The organism is Mycolicibacterium gilvum, assembly GCF_900454025.1.
GTDB lineage: Bacteria > Actinomycetota > Actinomycetes > Mycobacteriales > Mycobacteriaceae > Mycobacterium > Mycobacterium gilvum.
This window is the reverse complement of record NZ_UGQM01000001.1, coordinates 1,092,812-1,111,517: the sequence shown is the minus strand read 5'-3', so window position 1 is coordinate 1,111,517 and position 18,706 is coordinate 1,092,812. Positions and strand designations below refer to the sequence as shown.

The window sequence follows — 18,706 nt, the reverse complement described above, 5'->3', positions numbered from 1 at the left end:
GCTGCGGACGCGGCGCGACAGGACGAGGATGGCGGGATGGAGCACGTCACCTTCATCCCCACGCCCGATCAGTACCGGTACACCTTCGGTGGCGCGGAACCCGTGATGCGCATCAAGCCGCAGACGGTGCTGACGCTGTGGGCCGAGGACGCCTACGGCGGGCGGATCACGAGCGCCGACGACGTCGCCTCAGCGGTGCTCGACACCCCGGATCTGAACCCGCAGACGGGACCGTTCCACGTCGAGGGCGCCGAGCCCGGTGACACGCTGGCGATCCACCTGGTCGACCTGACTCCGGCCCGCACCTGGGGTGCGTCCACCCTGATCCCGTTCTTCGGCGGGCTCACCAGCGTGCCGGTCAGCCCGACGCTGCAGGACCCGCTTCCCGAGCGCACCTGGATCTACGAATACGACTCGGCAGCAGAGACATTGGCGTTCAACGCGCACGGCAGCGATTTCAGCGTGGCGCTGCCGGCCAACCCGATGCTGGGCACGGTGGGCGTCGCCCCCGACCGACGCGAAGTCCGCACGGCACTGGTGCCCGACATCTTCGGCGGCAACATGGACACTCCCGAGATGGCAGCCGGGGCAACGTGTTATCTCCGTGTCAACGTCCCGGGTGCGTTGTTCTCCCTCGGCGACGGGCACTACCGGCAGGGCGAGGGCGAGTCCTGCGGCACCGCTGTCGAGGGCGCCATGCATGTGACGGCGATCGTCGACCTGATCAAGGGCGGGAACTCGGCATGGCCGCGGCTGGAGACCGACACCCACCTGATGTGTGTCGGTTCCGGACGCCCGATGGAGGAGGCCTGGCGCGCGAGTCAGGTGGAGATGATCACCTGGCTGGGCGAGCTGTACGGCCTCGACCGCCACGACGCCTATCAGCTTCTCACCCAGATCTCGCTGTGCCCGATCGCCAACGTCGTCGACACCAACTACAGCACGGTCACCAAGATCGACAAACGACTGCTGCCCACCGCGCCCGCATACGGTGGCCTGCACTCCGAATTACGCTCTGCTGCAGCCGCACTGGGCACAGTCAACTACTGAGGAGACAGGTATGGATCTCGGACTTTCCGGCAAGCGGTTCGTCGTCAGCGGCGGTACCCGGGGCATCGGCCGCGCGGTCGTCGAGGGGTTGCTCGCCGAGGGCGCGTCGGTCGCGTTCTGCGCGCGCACCCCGGCGGCAGTCGAGCAGGCGCAGGCCGAGCTGAGCGCGAACGGTGCCGCCGTCGCGGGGGCTGTGGTCGACGTCGGCGACGCCGCGGCGGTCGAAGCGTGGGTGACCCAGGCCGCCGGCATGTTCAGCGGCCTCGACGGGGTCGTCGCCAACGTCAGCGCGCTGGCCATCCCGGAGACGCACGAGAACTGGCGCACCACCTTCGAGGTCGATCTGATGGGCACGGTCGGCATGGTCGATGCGGCGATGCCGTACCTGCTGGAGTCCGACGCCGGATCGATCGTGACGGTCTCGAGTGTGTCCGGCCGCGAGGTCGACTTCGCCGCGGGTCCCTACGGCACGATGAAGGCCGCGATCATCCACTACACCCAGGGGCTGGCCTTCAAGTACGCCGGACAGGGGGTGCGCGCCAACTCCGTCAGCCCCGGCAACACGTATTTCCCGGGCGGGGTGTGGACGTCGATCGAGGAGAACGACCCCCAGCTGTTCGCCGCGGCGCTCGCACTGAACCCGACCGGGCGGATGGCCACACCTCAGGAGGTGGCCAACGCGGTGGTGTTCCTGTCCAGCCCGGCGGCGAGCTTCATCACCGGCACCAACCTGCTCGTCGACGGCGCCCTGACCCGCGGCGTGCAGTTCTGACCCGCGATTTCGGTGTAGTTCGTCAACCTCAGCGTGACCAACTACACCGAAGTCGCCAGGTTCAGCACCTCTTCGGCAGACGGCGGGCTGGCGGGGTGATGGGACAGACACCACGGCGCGACGATGCGGTGGAACGATTCGCCCTCGGTCGCGACGTAGAAGTTGCCGGCACGCAGTCGGCTGATGTCGTCCACCAGACCGCCTTTGGCGCGGGCCATCTCGCGTGCGGTCTCGATCTGTGCGGGCGCGTTGAGCAGTCCGTAGAACTGGGTCGCGGCGTTGCCCGGGATGTTCAGGTTCAGCCCCTTGGGCGCCTGGGTGGCGAACACCAGGCCGAGCCCGTACTTGCGGGCCTGCGACGACAGAGCCAGCGTGCTGCGCGTACACGCGGTGAATCCCCGTGCCGGAGCGAAGTTCTGGGCCTCGTCCATCACCAGGAGACCGCCCAGCGGCCGGTCGCCGGCGGGATTGCGCTTGATCCAGGCGAACAACGCCATCTGCAGCTGGTTGACGAAGCTCTGCCGCTGGTCGTCCGACGGCAGTCCGATCATGCTGATCACCGACACCCGGGCCCGGTATCCGTCGGACGGGGTCAACAGCACTCCCGGGTCGACGGGGGTTCCCGCGCCGCCGAACATCGGGTCGTTGACCATCGCCGCGCGCAGGTTCTGCGACAGATCGCCGGCGATCGCGTGCGCCCCGGCGATGTCGCTGACGTCCTCGGGCAGGTCGGCCAGGAGTCTGATGAACCCGCCCAGCGTCGGCGACTCCGTTTTCCCGTAGTGCTGCAACGCTTCCCGCAGCACAGCGCGCGACCGGGTGGCCTTCTGCGTCTTCCCGGTGATCAGCGCCTGCGGTTCCAGCGCCGAGCAGGCGGCCTCCACCGCTTCGGTGAACTCGTCGGGATCGTCGAGCACACCGGCAAAGTCGGGCAGCGGGGCGAACGCCAGCGGTCTGCCGTTGGTGCGCCGCGGAGTCCAGACCGTGACCTCGGTGTTGGTCAGATAGTCGTCGGCGCGTGCGTCGTCGCCGCGGCGCCACCCGGCCGGGGTCTGCGGCCATGCGGTGCCGAGCCGCGACAGGTCGTTGTTCGGGTCGAGCACGATGGACGAGACGCCGCGCAGCGCGCACTCCTCGACCAGTCGGCGAATCAGCACCGTCTTGCCCGACCCGGACCCGGCGAAGATGGCGACGTGTTTGCGCAACGCCGAAAGCTGCACTGTCACCGGCTTTTCGTCCTGAAGATCCAATCCGAGCGGGATCTCGTCGGCCGAGACGTCGTAGTCGGCGACGACCTCGTCCTCGGGATCGGGTTCCGGCTCGGGCGCCGCGGGTTCGGCAGACTCCGAGTCGCCGCCGAGCGCCTCGCGCAGCAGCGTCAGCCCGTGGGCCGGGCGGCGCGCCCGCAGCCACGCCGCAAGCTCGGGGTCGTCGTCGGCGAACAGGTCCCGCAGCGCGGTCATCGTCCGGATGTCGTCGTCCGACAGCGGGAGCGTGCGCCCGCCGGCCGAGTGGAACAGCTCGATCTCCTCGGTCGTCTTCTTCCCGCTCGGCCACGGCGAGTTCCGTAGCAGAAACAGCCTCCTGCGATCACCACCGGATCCGAAACCACTGGCGGTCAACGCTTTCCGCACCCGGCTCAGCACGGCGCTGGCATTGGTCCCCGCGACCGCCCGGAACGCCCAGTGCCGCTCGTCGTCGGTCGCGCTGTCCAGCGTCTCGCGCAGTCGCGCGTGCAGCATCACATGGGTTCCGGGTGGCGGATCGCAGACGAACGTCGCTTCGCCGTCCCGCTCGGCGATCCATGCCGTCAGCGCGGCCGACAGCAGCTCGGGCACCGTGACGTCCTCGCCGTCGTGCGCCACGGCCGCCGCGGGCACGGCGCGCCGCCGGTACTCGGCGAACCGGCGGTCCAGTGCGGTCGACACCGCGCCACTCCCGTTGGTGGAAACCGTGTCCCAGTCGGGCTGCGCATCGGCGCGCAGGTGTGCCAGCTCGACGACCTCGCCCCGTTTGAGGCACTCCCGGACGTGGGTGTCGGCGCGGATCAGCAGCTGCCGCGGCGTGTAGGACGGTGCTTCCTCGAAAGCGGACGGCGCCAGCGGCCAGCTCGGGTACGGCGGGTCGAACCCGACGGCGCGGTAACTGGCCGCGAATCGCCGCTCCAGGATCGCGCGGCCGATGTCTGCGCTGGGCAGTGGTGTCAGCATGCCCGTGACGCGGAACCGGTCGGCAACGCTGGCCGCGGCCCGGTCCTGGATGTGCTCCCACACCGCGGGAAGGCACGCGACCACGGGAACGGTGCGCCGCGTCGTCTGGCGCAGCGCCATCAGCCCGTGGGCGACCTGTTCGAGCACGCCGTCGCCATCGGTGCCCGCCAGCGATTGCGCCAGCAGCGTGTCGATCTGGTCCACCGCGAGCACCGCCGGTCCGGCGAGCGCGACCAGCCGCACGATGTCGCGGACGCACATCTGCGCCGACTCCGGCGCCGAGCGCAGCCCCCACGGCCCGCGTTCGGCGATGCTGAACTCGTCGCTGCCCTGCAGGAACCCCTCGCCGATGTCGTGGGCGATGAAGTCGTTGGAGGCGAGCAGCACCAGTGCGCGCAGCACCTGATGGCATTGCCGCACAGTCTCTTTCGCCACCCCGGACAACGCCTTGATGAACCGGTACAGCGTCTCGGCGTCCAGGTCGTCGTCGCCGATGATCGCGCGCCGGTCGGCCCGCGACACGTGCGCGAGCGACGACAGCTCCCACAGCAGATCTTTGAGCTGGGTCTCCCGCTGCGTGCCCGGCCGGCCGAGGCTCTCCAGCACACCGCTGCGCACCGACTGCCAGAAACTGGCCGCATCGAGGAGTTCGACGACGAAAAAGTAGCCCCCGCCGGCCTGGACGCGCTCGCGGACCTGACCGAGCAAATGGGTCTTGCCGGACCCGGCCGATCCCCGGATCACCACCCCCATCGGGGAGGAGGCCTCGTCGCGCAGCGCGTCGCCGAACGCGTCCATGACGTCGTCGACAGCGTGCTCGTTGAGCCCGGTGACGTGGGTCGCGGCCTGCGGGCGCCACAGGTCGTCCGACGTCGGCGCCCACGTCAGCCTCAGCGAGGCCAGTGCCTCGCGCTGCAGTGTGTCCATCAGTCCTCGATCGCGATCAGATGCTTGGGGCGGTCCCCGATGATCACCGCGGCGTCGCGGTCCTCGGGGGTCAGGAGCTTCTGGTCCTCCTGCGGGATCACGCTGACCCCGGGGGTGCGGTGCAGCACGGCCAGCGCGGCGTCCACCTCGGCGCGGGGGGCGTCCAGCTCGGCCCGCAGCGCGGTCAGCGACACCCAGCCCCCGGGCCGGCCCGCGAGGCGGGTGTAGACCGTCCGGATGCGGTCCTCGGTGCGCGCAGGGCCGCCGTGCGAGGCTCCGAACACGTCGGCCAGACTCAGGCCCGCACCGTCCAGGTATCGCCCGAGTGCACCCAGCACGGTGTACAGAGTTTTTGCCGGACCGGTGGAGCGGGGCGGCGGACCTGCGTCGATCAGCTCCCGGCACAGTCGCCAGCCCCGGTCGGTGAGCTCGTGGACGAACCTGCTTCCGACGCGCTCGGATTCGATCAGGCCCAGGCGATTGAGCTTGTCACGGCCGGTTTTGTCCAGCGCAGGGCCCATGACCGCCAGTTCCCGATTCGGCACCGGGCGCGACGCGGCCATCAGGACGAGCAGCACCGCACGTTCGGTCCCCGTCAGCTCCCCCGCCGTCACACTCACGTTGCCAACTTAACGGGGTGCGGCAGGATTGCGTTCGACATGACCGACCCCACCGACGCCCCCGAAACCTCGAAACGGCGCGCGCTCGTCCGGCTCGCGCTGGTCGTCGCGGTTTTGGCGGTGCTGTTTTATCTCACCGCGATCGCGCGTGTCATCGATGTCGAGGCGGTGCGGGATCTGATCGAGTCGACGGGCCCGCTGGCGCCGCTGACCTATGTGGGTGTCTCGGCGGTGCTGGGCGCGCTGCTGGTGCCGGGCCCGTTGTTGGCAGCGGGCAGCGGGTTCCTGTTCGGCCCGGTGGTGGGCACCGTCGTCACGCTCGGCGCGACGGTCGTCAATGCGCTGATCTCGGCCTACGTGGGCCGGCGCGCGGGTAGGCAGAGCGCCCGCACGCTGCTCGGCGCGTCCCGTGCCGAGCAGGTCGACCGGCTCATCGAGCGTGGCGGCCTGTGGGCCGTCGTCGGGCAGCGCTTCGTACCCGGGATCTCCGATTCACTGGCGTCCTACGCGTTCGGCGCGTTCGGTGTTCCGCTGTGGCAGATGGCGGCGGGCGCGTTCATCGGGTCGATGCCGCGGGCGTTCGTGTACACGGTGGTGGGGTCCTCGATCGGGGAGTTCTCGGCCCCGTTGGCGTTCGCGGCGGCAGCGGTGTGGTGCGTGACCGCGGTGATCGGCGCGTTCGCCGCGCACCGCGGCTGGCGGCGGTGGCGGGCGCGGCAATGACCGCGCTGGTCCTCACCGAGGAGTTCCGTGAGGCGCTGGCCCTGCTCGCCGGGGGACGGCACGTGTTCCTGACGGGCAAGGCGGGCACCGGTAAGTCGACGCTGATCCGTCGCTTCATGGCGGACACCGACCGCAACGTGGTGGTGGTCGCGCCGACGGGGATCGCCGCGCTCAACGTCGACGGCTACACGATCCACCGCATGTTCGGCCTCCGCTCGACGACGACGCTCGACGACGTCCGCTCCGGCGAGTATCGCCCGGGGCGGTTCACCAAGACGCTGGCGGCGTTGCAGACGCTGATCATCGACGAGGCGTCGATGGTGCGCGCCGACGTGTTCGACATGGTGGCCGCGGCGCTGGAACGCTTCGGGCCCGAGCCGGGCACCCCGTTCGGCGGGGTGCAGATCGTGCTGGTCGGCGATCTGTACCAGCTCCCGCCGGTGGTCCGCGAGGACGAGGCCACCTATTTTTCTACGACGTATGGGACGCCGTACTTCTTCTCCGCGAACGCGTTTCACCGCGATGACTTCCCGACGGTGTCGTTGACGACGGTGTTCCGCCAACTCGGTGACGACCGGATGACGGCCATTCTCAACGAGATTCGCGAGGGTGTGCTCCTCGGGCATGCCCAGGAGCAGCTCAACGCGCGCGCCGACAAGGACTTCGTACCACCCGAGGACGAGTTCTGGCTGACGCTGGCCCCGACGAACCGGCTCGTCACCGCACGCAACCGACAGCAGCTGGAACGCCTTCCTGGTGAGGAATTCACCCACCACGCCAAGGCTTCCGGTGACCTGGCGATGTTCGAGGCGCCGGTCGAGGAGACGCTGCGGTTCAAGGTCGGCGCGCAGGTGATGATGCTGAACAACGACCAGGGCAACCGGTGGGTCAACGGCACCGTCGCGCGCGTCGTCGGGGTCGGCTACGACCGGTACGGCGCGGTCGTCGAGGTCGAGTTTCCCGACGGCACCAGTGCGGACGTCTCCCCGTTCACGTGGGAGGTGACGCGCCCGGTGATGTCGGGGTCGTCGCTGAGTCGTGAGGTCGTCGGCGCGTATACGCAGTTGCCGTTCAAGCTGGCGTGGGCGATCACGATCCACAAGAGCCAGGGACAGACGCTGGAGCGGGTGGTCGTCGACCTGACCGGGGGTATGTTCTCGACGGGTCAGCTGTATGTGGCGCTGAGCCGCTGCACCTCGCTGGCCGGCCTGGTGCTGAAACGCCCTGTGCTGCCGAAGGATTTGAAAACCGATCGTCGTGTCACCCGCTATCTGCGGACCTCCTCCGGCGCTGCCGGGGCTCGGCGGTACTGCGCGATCGGCATGCTGACCGTCGGCGACGAGGGACGGATGTCACGTCCGCGGCCCGTCGAGCTCGCGGTGGCGTTCGACGACGGCACTGCGGTCACCACGCTGGTGAACCCGCAGCGCGATCTGGCCGATGCGCGAACGGCGTTCGGTATCACGGTGTCCGATGTGCTGTTGGCACCGACACTGCGTGAGGCGTGGGCGGTGATCGCGCCGATGCTGGCCGGCGCCACCCCGGTGGGCCCCGGCGTGGACGAGACGCTCGGCCTGCTGGACTTCGAGCTGAAGCGGCTGGGTTTCGTGACGCCGATGCCGCTGGGTGTCGAGGTGCGCGGCACGCGGGCGCAGGGCCGTACCGCGCTGGAACGCGCCCGCTCCGCATTGCAGGCACACCGCGCCGCCGACGCCGAGGACGGTTCCTCGACGTTCGACGATCCCGAAACCGTTGAACTGTCAGGACTTCTGGTGAGCCGTGATGCGTCGGTGCCGACGCCGGTGGCCGATCATCTGCCGGGTCTGTCGGCGCTGCTGCGGATCAGCCGCGACGTCGGGTCGGTGCTGTTGGGCGGCACCGCGCCGCCGCGCGACGATGCGACCGGCTGGGAGGCCGGTGCCCGGCAGTCGGTCGCCGATCAGCTGCGCGTCGCGGCGAACCGCGTGCAGCTGACCGACGAGGTGCTGTCCCGCCTGCACGCCGCCGAGGAGCTGCTCGGCGTCGAAATACTCTCGGGCACCGAACTTCTGGATCGTCCTGATGTCGACGGGATCCTGGCCCCGGGCGCACGCATCTGTTTCACCGGCACGGCGCAGGATCCCGACGGCCGGGTGGTTGAACGCGATGAGATGGAACGCCTGGCCACCGCCGCGGGTCTGGTACCGGTGAAGTCGGTGACGAAGACCCGCTGCGACGTGCTGGTGACCGCGGAGGCGGGCACGCAGTCGGGTAAGGCCCGCAAGGCGCTGGAGTACGGCAAGCCGGTGCTGTGCGCCGACGACTTCTTCGCCTGGCTCGCCGCGCACGGACCCTGACCCGCGAAATATCATTCCGGGCTTCGATCAACGCCCCATCCACAGCCCTGGCTTCACGCTGGGCGCACAATGGCAGCGTGCCGTCCGCCGCCTTCGCCTCCGACAACGCCGCCCCCGCGCATCCGTCGGTCCTCGACGCCCTGCACCACGCCAACGACGGGTCCGCCCCGTCCTACGGCGACGACGCCGTCACCGCGCAGGCCGCCGACGCGATCCGGACGGCGTTCGACTCGCCCGGGGCCGACGTGTTGTTCGCGTTCACCGGCACGGCGGCCAACACCATCGCCCTCGCGTCGGCGACCCGGCCCTGGCATGAGATCTTCTGCAGCGACGTCGCGCATGTCCTGGTCGACGAGGCCGGCGGCCCGGTTCGGCTCTCGGGCGCACAGCTGACCCGGCTGCCCAGCGTCGACGGCGTCATCGCACCGGAGGACCTTGAGCGCAGGGTGCGCGGACGCGGCGCCGTGCATCATTCTCAGCCGCGGATCGTGTCGATCACGCAGTCGACGGAGAGCGGCCGCGTCTGGACGGCCGACGCGATCGCGGAGTTCGTCGACCACGCTCACGCGCTGGGCCTGCTCGTCCACGTCGACGGCGCCCGTATCGCCAATGCCGTTGCTGCTCTGGGTATCTCACCGGTGGAGGCGATCGCCGATGCCGACATCGTCAGCGTCGGAGGCACCAAGAACGGCCTGCTGTTCGGTGATGCGATCCTGGTGCGGCGTCCCGAGCATTTCGACGGGATCCACTGGGTGCAGAAGCAGATCGGCCACCTGGCCAGCAAGCACAGGTTCATCGCGGCGCAATTCGTCGCGCTGTTCACCGACGGTCTGTGGCTGCGCAACGCGGAACACGCCAACGCGATGGCCCGTCGCCTCAGCGCGGGTCTGCAGGGCCTCGGGTATCAGCTGGCGTCGCCTGCGGAGTCCAATGAGGTGTTCGTGCGGATCGACGGCGACGCGCTCGGGCACCTGACGCGGGCCTATCTTGTCCACCAGCCTGACCACAACGAGCCTGTGGTGCGGTTCGTGACGTCCTGGGCCACCACCGAGGCCGAGGTCGACGACGCCCTGGCCGCGTTGACGAGGTAGCCCGGGTCGGGGCACCGCGAGCGCGCGTGCCTGCACACTCCCCACCGGCGTGTCGTACGGATTCTCCGCACGCTCGGCGCGGCACGACAGCGCCGATAGTGACCCCATGGGCAAGGAGGGCGCTGTGAGGCACAGTCCCTCCTGTCACCAGATATGTTTCCGCGCAATCTTTTTGCGCCCGTCGAGCCCGTCGAGCCCGGCCCGCCCTCGCCACTGGGCCGCCACCGAAGTCATCGACCACGAGACCGCGGCGGTGCGTGACGGTTGCCGGGCATCGACCCCGGGTACGCGTCTCCCATGACCACGCACCGCAACACTGCGCCCACCGAACCCCCTGAACGGCTCGCCCCGGTGGAGGTGCCGGAACGGCTCGTCCCCGACGACGTTCCCGAAACCCCACCGGAGCCCGCGACCACGCCCGACCCGGGCCCACCCCAGAGGGCCACGATCGGAGCGGCCTGAACCAGAGTCCCACAGCCCGTCGCCGCGAGGTCCTGTTGTTTCGATCGGACCCCCTCGGGTAAGCCGCACGGCACCGACGAATCGGAAGGACTGCCATGCGCGCAGCGGTGTTGGAAGCGGTGGGACAGGCGCCGACGGTCAGAGAATTCGACGAACCCACCCGGGACGTGGTGCGGGTCAGCCTGGCCGGCTGCAACCCGGTCGATCTCGCCCTGGCGTCCGGGGAGATGGGTGACCCCGTGATACCGAGCGTCGTCGGCAAGGAGGGCATCGGCCGCACCGCCGACGGCACCCGCGTGTACTTCGATTCCCCGGTCTCACCTTTCGGCTCGTGGGCCGAGCTCGCGCAGTTGGATCCCGATCTGGCCTTCGAGGTCCCCGACGATGTCGACGACGATCTCGCCGTCGCGCTCGGCATCGCCGGGCTGGCCGCCTGGCTGCCGTTGACCCGTCACGCCGATGTCTCCGCGGGCCAGTCGGTGCTGATCCTCGGCGCCACCGGAATCGTCGGCAACATCGCGATCCAGGCGGCCAAGATCCTCGGCGCCGGCCGGGTGGTCGGCGCGGGCCGCGACGCGGCCGCACTGCAGAAGGCGCGGGAGCTGGGTGCCGACGCTGTGGTGCAACTGGGCACCGACGACGACGCGGCCGCGCTGAAGTCCGAGGTGAAGGACGGCTACGACGTCGTCGTCGACCTGATCTACGGTGATCCGTTCCTCGCGGCACTGGACGCGACGACCGTCGGGGCGACGCTCATCACCGTCGGGCAGGGGGCAGGCACCCCCGCGATCCCGTTCGCGAAGTTGATGGGCCGCACCCACGTCGGGCACATGAACAACCTGCTGCCGGCCAGTGTGATGCGCCAGGCGTACGCGGAACTCGTCGGGTTGGCCTCGGAAAAGCGCCTCACCGTCGAGACCACCCGCTACAGCCTCGACGACGCCGAAAAGGCTTGGGACGCACAGGCTGACAGCCCGCACGTCAAGATCGGTATCGCGCCGTAGTACGCGCCGGGCGCTACAGGCTGTCCCAGAACTCGGTCAGCGCGGCCGCGCCCCGCTGCGGGTCCTCGACCATCCACCAGTGCCCGAGTCCATCGAGCACGGTGGTGCGCGCCCCGGCCCGGTCGGCCGCGCGGCGGCGGTTGTCGTTGACCCCGACATAGGGATCCTCGGTGGCCATCAGCGACAGTCCGGGGCGCGCGGCGGCCGCCTCCAGCGACCGTCCGGCCTCGGCCATCGCCGGTTGGGTCGCCGACCGGTACAGCGCGAGGATCGCCCTGCCCATGTCGTCGTTCTGCTGCTCGGCGATGGCGGCCGCGATATCGACCGGAATGCCAAGGGAGGACATGAGTTCCGTGCGCGCTTCGAGGCCGCCGCCCATCATGTTCGCGATGAGTTCCTCACCCGCGCCGGGCGTCTGCCACACCTGCGCCATGTCGTGCCACTGATAGTCGGGGTCGAACAGGCCGACGACGTCGGAGGCCCAGCTGCGGACCAGTTCGGGACGGTGCATCACCGCGTTGACGACGTGCCCGCCGCCCCAGTCGTGACCCACCAGGTCGATGGGCCCGTCGATCTGTTCCAGTTCGGCTTCGAGCCAGTCGCGGTATTCGACGAACGTCGCCCCGAAGCCGTCGGGCAGCGGCGCACCGAATCCGGGCGGTGAGAGCAGCACGACGTCATCGCTTCCGAGCACCGCGGTCAGCGGACCCCAGATCGCCGCGGTTTCGGGGTTACCGTGCACGAAGACGACCGTCATGACCTCATCCTGGCACGGGCGACGATAATGGCCGGCGAGATGGACACCTTATCGACACCGTGGTCGGCCGAGCTGGGCCTCGACGTCCCGATCGTGAACGCGCCGATGGGCGGAGCCGCGGGCGGGACGCTGGCGGCGGCGGTCAGCCGCGCCGGCGGTCTCGGGATGGTCGGCATGGGCAGCTCCGCGTCCGCCGCGCAACTCCGCGCCCAGCTGGCCGAACTCGGAGAACTCAAGCGGCCCTTCGGTATCGGCGTGATCGACTGGGTGATCCGCAAGGAGCCCGAACTGCTGACGACCGCGCTGGACGCGCGTCCGACGGTGCTGTCGGTCAGCTTCGGCACGGAGTGGGACTGGGTGGCGCGCGCCCGCGACGCCGGGTGCGTGTCGGTGACGCAGGTCGCCGACGTGGAGGCCGCGCTGCGCGCTGTCGACGCCGGGGTGCAGGTGCTGGTCGCCCGCGGCGCCGAAGCCGGCGGGCACGGCACCCCCGCCGTCGCCACGCTGCCGTTGCTGACCGCGATCCTCGACCGCGTCGAGGTGCCGGTGCTCGCGGCGGGCGGAATCGCGTCCGGACGCGCGCTGGCGGCGGTGCTGGCAGCCGGTGCGGCGGGGGCGTGGATCGGGACCGCGTTCGCGACGTGCCCCGAGTCGCTGTTTCCCGACGAGGCGCGCCGGGCGCTGCTCACCGCCGACGCGACCGACACCCTGACCACCCGGGTGTTCGACGTCGCGCTGGGCTACCCGTGGCCCGCGCACTTCCCCGAGCGCGTGCTGCGCAACGCGTTCACCGCCGCCTGGGACGGCCGGACCCCGGACGACGACGCGCGCGCCCGGCTGGCCGAGGCGATCGCCGACGACGACTTCCGGGTGGCGCCGGTCAACGCCGGTCAGGGTGTCGACGACATCACCGCCGTCGAGCCGGCGGCCGTGGTGATCGCCCGACTGTGCGACGACGCCCGCCGCCTCCTCGCGAGACCGCCCACACGGTAGTGATCTCGCCCGCACCACTACCGTGGCGGCGGTTTCGCGAAACCCCAGAACGCACTGCAATCCCGCTGGTCACATGCGTCACAGGCTTGCCGGGAAACCCCGCGACACTCCCCTCCCGCACCGAAGCCGGGGCGCCGGCGTGCCCTATGTTGGGGCCTCCGGCGACCGCACGGACGCGACGACACACAGAACAGGAGCCCGGTGGACGACAACGCGACACTGTCGGCCGCCGACCTGCTCGAGCGCAACCGTGAGCTGCAGAGTTCCCGTGCGATCCGACTGCTGGCCGCCACCAACCTGAGCCTCTACGCGACGCTGATGGAACGCCACTGCGCCGACGGCGTGGTCCCCGAGACCGAGCTGGTGGTGCGCCTCGAGCGCGACCTCGACGACCTCGGCGATCCGCAGTCCGGCCTCGCGCTGATCAAGTCGTGGGCCGCCCAGGGCTGGCTGCACCGCATCGTCGATCCCCGCAGCGATCAGAACGTCTGCTATCTGACGCAGGACGCGCGCCGAGCGCTGGACTTCCTGCGCGGGATGCGCCGCCAGGACACCCTCGCCACGGGTGGTTCCATCAACGGCATCGCGTCGCGGCTCAAGCAGGTCGCGATCCGCGTCGGCAACGACCCCGCGCGCATCCGCAAGAGCATCGAAGCCGAGATCGCCGCACTGCACGAGGAGCTCGACGAGCTCGACAACGGTGCGCGGCCGGAGCCCGATGTGACCGACGCCTACGACGAGGCGCGGGCGATCGCGATGCAGATGGAACGCCTCATCACCGACATCGGCCAGTACGGCTCGATGATCGAGCAGGCCACCGCGGCGCTCGACGAGCCGATCGACAGCAATGTCGCCTACCGCGACCGGCAGCGCCAGATGTACGCCGACTACCAGGCCGCCTGGGATTCGCAGGGCCGCGACAGCCACCGCGCGTTCCTGCGGATGATCAACGACCCCGACCAGCGCGCCGAGTTCGAGGCCGACGTGGCCGCGGTCGCCGATGCGCTGCCCGCGCTGGACCCCGCGCTGCGCAAGGTGATGGCCGGGTTCTTCGAGCTCGTCGGCCATCAGATCGACGAGGTCGAGCGCATCCAGCAGCGGTGCGCACAGCGGGTCAAACGGTTCACCGCGTTCGGCACGCTGGAGCAGAGCCGCGGTGTGGCGCGTCAGCTCAACGAGGCCATCGGCGCAGCCCGCAACCTGCTGAAGTCCAGCCTCATCGACTCACGCCTGGACCTCGAACTCCCGCTGGCCCGCCATGCGATCAGCTCCGTCGGCGCGCTGAGCTTCAAGATCGGCGACCTGTCCAACCCGAAGCCGGCGAAACCCGCCGAGGGCGACGTGGATCTCGCCAGCTTCGCGGCACTGACCACCCAGGTCGATGCGCCCGCGATGTCGGACATGCTCAACTCCGCGGTCGCGCGCGGGGCGGTGTCCCTGCCCGAGGCGGTGGCGATGGTCGATAACGCCTACCTCGGTCACGTGATCGTGCTGTGGTCGTGGGCGCTCAAACAACCCAACGAGGCATCCCCCGGGTCGGCGACCGTCCGGTTCCGCTCGCTCGACGGCAAGGATCGCGAAATGGCCGTTCCCCGTTTGATGTTCACCGAACCGATCAGTGTCGGAGTTGCGCAGTGACCACCGAATCCGAAGCCGATTTCGCGGCGTTCTCCGCGCTGCCCGAGGTCGACCAGACCGCCCGACCGCCGCACCAGCGGCGGCCGCGTTTCGACGGCGACGTCTCCGAGCTACCCGATCGGGCCTGCTGGGCCTTGCAACATCTGCTGACGCGCCGCTACATCAGCGCCGAGTCCGACGCCGACATCTACGCGTGGGTTCTGGAGTACCGAAGTCAGCTCTCGACGCGGCTGTCGGAGCTGGACCTGATCCTGCGGGTGGTGGACGGAACCGACGTCGCGTTCGTCGAGCAGGCCCGCTACGAATCCGCCAAGGGCATCAAGCTTCTGCGCCGCGAGCCGCTGGGCACCTACGACTCGATCCTTGCGCTGCACCTGGCGCAGATGATGCGCGCCGCGGGCGGGCAGAGCGTGTTGATCAGCCGCGAGGAGATGCACGGGCTCTTCTCCGGCGTGCTCAACGACACCGACCGCGACGCGGTCACGTTCGCGGGCCGCATCGATGCCGCGATCGCGCGTCTCGCGGGTCTGGAGATCCTGCGCAAGAGCCGCGACGACGAGGACAGCTACACCATTTCCCCCGTGATCACGGCAGTGATGACGGCCAGCGTGATCAGCGAATTGCAGCAGCAGTTCGAACTGTTGATCAACGGCGCGACCGCGGAAGCAGAGACCGATCTTGACTGAGCAATTCCACCTGTCCCGGCTGCAGGTCATCAACTGGGGTGTCTTCGACGGCTATCACGACATCCCGTTCAGTGAAGGCGGCGCGCTGATCGCCGGCGCCTCCGGCAGCGGCAAATCGTCTCTGCTGGATGCGATCTCGCTGGGCTTCCTGCCGTTCAACCGGCGTAACTTCAACGCCTCGGGCGACAACACCGCCGCGGGGTCGAGCGCGGGCCGGCGCACCGTCGACAAGTATGTGCGCGGTGCGTGGGGGCAGCGCAGCGACGGCGGCACGAGCCGGGTGATGTACCTGCGCGGTGACGGCACCGCCTGGTCGGCGGTGGCGGTCACCTACTCCAGCGATTCCGGACGCACCGTGACGGGCCTGGTGCTGAAGTGGCTGACGGGCGAATCGCGCAACGATTCGTCGAGCCGCTTCGTGCTCGGCGACGGTGACCTCGACATCGAGGACGTCTGCAACCGTTGGGCGGCAGGACGTTTCGACACCGGGGTGTTCAAGGAAGGCCAGGGCGAGCGGAGCGACGGGAGAAGTCACCGGGGCGAGCGCAGCGACGGGAGAAGTCAAGGCTGGCGGTTCACGACCAAGGTCGAGTCGCAGTATCTGGCGCAGCTGTATGCGACCATCGGCATCCGCGCCTCGGACGCGGCCCAGCAGCTGCTCGGCAAGGCGAAGTCGCTGAAAAGCGTTGGCGGGCTGGAGCAGTTCGTCCGGGAGTTCATGCTCGACGAACCCGAGAGCGTGACCCGGCTGCCGGAGGCACTCAAGCAGATCGACCCGCTGGTGGAAGCCCGCGAGTTGCTCGCGGTCGCGCAGAAGAAGCGCAAGATCCTCGGTGACATCGAGAAGATCCAGCAGCGGTATGCCTCGGAGTCCACCGATCTGGGCATCATCGACCTGGTGGATCTGCCGATGGTGCGGGCCTACACCGACCACGTCCGGCTGGCCCAGTGCCCGGCCCAGGTCAGCCAGCTCGACACCACCATCGATCAGCTCGACAACGAGCACGAGGACATCACGCGGAGCCTGAATCTGGCCAAGGCGGAAGCAGATTCACTCAACGCGCAGATCAGCGGCTCGAGTGCGAGCATCGGTCCGCTGCAGTCGCAGGTGACCGCCGCCGAGACCGAGGCCGAGCAGGTGTCGCGGCGCCGCAACGCCTACGAGGACTTGCTCGCCGCGCAGGGTCTCGACGCGCCGGAGACCGCCGACGCGTTCTGGAACCTGCGCGAGGAACTTCTCGCGCAGGCCACCGATCTGCTCGCCAAGGTCGAACGCAACCGGGAGGCGTCCACCGACGCGGAGTACGCGCAGAAGTCCGCCCGGCTCGTCCGCGACGAGGCCGCCAAGGAACTCAAACGCGTCGAGCACGTCGGCTCCGCGCTGCCCGAGTTCGCGCTGACGATGCGCGATCAGATCTGCGCGGCGGTCGGGGTGGACGCCACCGACCTGCCGTATGTCGCCGAGCTGATGGACCTCAAGGCCGAACAGACCCGTTGGCGCACCGCGGTGGAGAAGGTGCTGCGCGGGGTCGGCTTGCGGTTGATGGTGCCCGACCAGCACTGGACGGAGGTGCTGCGCTTCGTCAACGAGACCAATATGCGCGGACGGCTGCAGCTGCACCATGTGCGCGCGAAGTTCCTCGGCGCCACCCCGGTCGATCCGGAACCGAACACGTTGGCGGGTAAGCTGTTCGCGGTCGATCCGGAGCACCCGTGTGCGGCCGAGGCCGTCGACGTCGTGACCGCCGCGGGTGACCACATCTGTGTCGACACCCCCGAGGTGTTCGCCCGGTTCCGCCGCGCGGTCACCGACACCGGCCTGTACAAGGATTCCGACCGGCTGGCGATCAAGGACGACCGGCGCCCGCTCAAGCAGTCCGAGTATCTGTACCAGGGCGACGTGTCGGCCAAGATCAACGCGCTGACCGTCGATCTCGCGGCGGCCGAGGAGGCTTACCAGAAGGCGCGCCGCGTCGCCGACGACATCGCCGCGCAGCGCCAGCAGTGGCGTGACCGGGCCGCGGCGTGCAAGGCGATCTGCGAGCAGTACCCGCAGTGGAGCCAGATCGACACCGAGACCGCCGACGGGCACGCCGACCGGCTGCGCGAGCAGTACGAGCTGCTGCTGGCCGAGCATCCCGACATCGAGGCGCTCAATGCGCGCGCCGACGAATGCTGGTCGCAGATCCAGAAGTTGATGACGCGACGCGGCGCGGTCCAGACCCGGCGCGACGCGCTCGACGACCGCAGGACCCGGCTGCTGGAACTCGCCGAACGGCTCCAGCCCGCGTTCGTGTCGGAGCCGCTGACCGAGCTGCTGCACCGGTACGCCGGACAGCTGCCGGTCAGCCTGGAACTCCTTGAGCCCGAACCGCATCGCGACGCGCTGTTCAACGCGATCAAGAAGGAGCGCGAGCAGCTGCGCGAGAGCCGCCGCCGCTCGTATGACGAACTGGCCCGCATTCTCAATACCTTCGACACGTCGTTCCCCGACGCGATCCCGAACGACTCCGAGAACTTCGACGAGCGGGTCCACGACTACGTCGCGCTGTGCCGTCACATCGACGAGCGCGAGCTGCCGGAGGCCTACGAGCGGATGATGCGGCTGGTCACCGAGCAGGCACCGGATGCGATCCTGACGCTGCACCGGGTCGCCGAGCAGGAGGCGCGGCGGATCAGCGACCAGATCGACCGTGTCAACACGGGTTTGGGGGCGGTGGAGTTCAACCGCGGCACCCGCCTGACGCTGCGCGCGACGCCGCGCAGCCTGACGGCGGTGTCGGAGCTGACCGAGATCGTGCGGGCGATCTCGCGGCGCATCGCCGAGGTCGGGCTCGGCGACAAGCAGGCGATCCTGGACCAGTACGCCGACATCCTGCGGCTGCGCAACCGGCTGGCGTCGACGGCGCCGGAGGACAAGGCGTGGACGCGCGACGCGCTCGATGTGCGCAACCGGTTCACGTTCGACTGCGCCGAATGGGATGTGGCGACCGAGGAGTTGATCCGCACGCACAGCAACGCCGGCGACAACTCCGGCGGCGAGCAGGAGAAGCTGATGGCGTTCTGCCTCGCCGGTGCGCTCAGCTTCAACCTCGCGGCCCCCGAGAGTTCGGACAACAGACCGGTTTTCGCGCAGTTGATGCTCGACGAGGCGTTCTCGAAGTCGGACCCGCAGTTCGCCCAGCAGGCGCTGCAGGCGTTCCGCAAGTTCGGGTTCCAGCTGGTGATCGTCGCGACCGTGCAGAACGCGACGACCATCCAGCCCTACATCGACAGCGTGGTGATGGTGTCCAAGACCGAGGCGACGGGACGCAACGCCCGCCCCGTCGCGACGGTGTCGACCCGCACCATCTCGGAGTTCACCGATCTGCGGCACGCGATGCGCGCCGAGGCGAAGGTCCCGGCGGGCGTCTGACTCAGCGTGCCGGCCGAGCGCG

At 69.5% G+C, this 18,706-nt stretch carries 14 protein-coding genes; 11 read left to right on the top strand and 3 right to left on the bottom strand.

The features are described from left to right. Window positions 1-36: 36 nt before the first annotated feature. Window positions 37-1,050 carry an acetamidase/formamidase family protein gene (locus DYE23_RS05200; protein WP_115326695.1) on the top strand — a complete coding sequence of 338 codons (1,014 nt, stop codon included), beginning with the start codon at window positions 37-39 and terminating at the stop codon, window positions 1,048-1,050. A 10-nt stretch (window positions 1,051-1,060) separates the two neighbouring features. After that, window positions 1,061-1,822 carry an SDR family NAD(P)-dependent oxidoreductase gene (locus tag DYE23_RS05195; RefSeq protein ID WP_013472774.1) on the top strand — a complete coding sequence of 254 codons (762 nt, stop codon included), beginning with the start codon at window positions 1,061-1,063 and terminating at the stop codon, window positions 1,820-1,822. 41 nt (window positions 1,823-1,863) lie between these two features. Here DYE23_RS05195 and DYE23_RS05190 read toward each other — a convergent pair whose 3' ends face one another. Together DYE23_RS05190 and DYE23_RS05185 are read right to left on the bottom strand one after the other, a co-directional pair. After that, complete coding sequence (locus DYE23_RS05190) at window positions 1,864-4,959, bottom strand: helicase HerA domain-containing protein (protein ID WP_115326694.1); 3,096 nt, start codon at window positions 4,957-4,959, stop codon at window positions 1,864-1,866. Then, window positions 4,959-5,579, bottom strand: a complete 621-nt coding sequence (locus DYE23_RS05185) for a hypothetical protein (protein WP_115326693.1) — start codon at window positions 5,577-5,579, stop codon at window positions 4,959-4,961. Before DYE23_RS05185 ends, DYE23_RS05190 begins: the two co-directional genes overlap by 1 nt. Before the next feature lie 39 nt (window positions 5,580-5,618). Here DYE23_RS05185 and DYE23_RS05180 point away from each other — a divergent pair, with 39 nt between their 5' ends. The 5 genes from DYE23_RS05180 to DYE23_RS05165 all read left to right on the top strand — a co-directional run bounded on the left by DYE23_RS05180 (window position 5,619) and on the right by DYE23_RS05165 (window position 11,195). Continuing rightward, the gene (locus DYE23_RS05180; protein ID WP_115326692.1) at window positions 5,619-6,302 is read left to right on the top strand and encodes a TVP38/TMEM64 family protein; all 684 of its coding nucleotides are present in this window, start codon (window positions 5,619-5,621) and stop codon (window positions 6,300-6,302) included. Further along, window positions 6,299-8,638, top strand: coding sequence for an AAA family ATPase (locus tag DYE23_RS05175; protein ID WP_115328872.1), 2,340 nt, complete (start codon window positions 6,299-6,301; stop codon window positions 8,636-8,638). Before DYE23_RS05180 ends, DYE23_RS05175 begins: the two co-directional genes overlap by 4 nt. 77 nt (window positions 8,639-8,715) lie before the next feature. Further along, window positions 8,716-9,729 carry a threonine aldolase family protein gene (locus DYE23_RS05170; RefSeq protein WP_115326691.1) on the top strand — a complete coding sequence of 338 codons (1,014 nt, stop codon included), beginning with the start codon at window positions 8,716-8,718 and terminating at the stop codon, window positions 9,727-9,729. A gap of 297 nt (window positions 9,730-10,026) precedes the next feature. Then, window positions 10,027-10,191, top strand: a complete 165-nt coding sequence (locus DYE23_RS30780; protein WP_013472780.1) for a hypothetical protein — start codon at window positions 10,027-10,029, stop codon at window positions 10,189-10,191. A 95-nt stretch (window positions 10,192-10,286) separates the two neighbouring features. After that, complete coding sequence (locus DYE23_RS05165; protein ID WP_115326690.1) at window positions 10,287-11,195, top strand: quinone oxidoreductase family protein; 909 nt, start codon at window positions 10,287-10,289, stop codon at window positions 11,193-11,195. 13 nt (window positions 11,196-11,208) lie between these two features. Here the strand turns inward: DYE23_RS05165 and DYE23_RS05160 are convergent, their stop codons facing one another. After that, the gene (locus DYE23_RS05160; protein WP_115326689.1) at window positions 11,209-11,952 is read right to left on the bottom strand and encodes an alpha/beta fold hydrolase; all 744 of its coding nucleotides are present in this window, start codon (window positions 11,950-11,952) and stop codon (window positions 11,209-11,211) included. A 39-nt stretch (window positions 11,953-11,991) separates the two neighbouring features. Between DYE23_RS05160 and DYE23_RS05155 the strand changes: the two genes are divergently transcribed. The 4 genes from DYE23_RS05155 (at window position 11,992) to DYE23_RS05140 (ending at window position 18,684) form a co-directional block, all read left to right on the top strand. After that, window positions 11,992-12,945: an NAD(P)H-dependent flavin oxidoreductase gene (locus DYE23_RS05155; protein WP_115328871.1), complete on the top strand. Its 954-nt coding sequence runs from the start codon at window positions 11,992-11,994 to the stop codon at window positions 12,943-12,945. A 201-nt stretch (window positions 12,946-13,146) separates the two neighbouring features. After that, window positions 13,147-14,583, top strand: coding sequence for a DUF3375 domain-containing protein (locus DYE23_RS05150; RefSeq protein WP_099962521.1), 1,437 nt, complete (start codon window positions 13,147-13,149; stop codon window positions 14,581-14,583). After that, window positions 14,580-15,269, top strand: coding sequence for a DUF4194 domain-containing protein (locus tag DYE23_RS05145; protein WP_013472784.1), 690 nt, complete (start codon window positions 14,580-14,582; stop codon window positions 15,267-15,269). The genes DYE23_RS05150 and DYE23_RS05145 overlap by 4 nt, the downstream gene beginning before the upstream one ends. Continuing rightward, window positions 15,262-18,684 (top strand): ATP-binding protein, encoded by a 3,423-nt coding sequence (locus tag DYE23_RS05140; protein ID WP_115326688.1) that lies wholly within the window; start codon window positions 15,262-15,264, stop codon window positions 18,682-18,684. Before DYE23_RS05145 ends, DYE23_RS05140 begins: the two co-directional genes overlap by 8 nt. The last annotated feature ends 22 nt before the right edge of the window (window positions 18,685-18,706 follow it).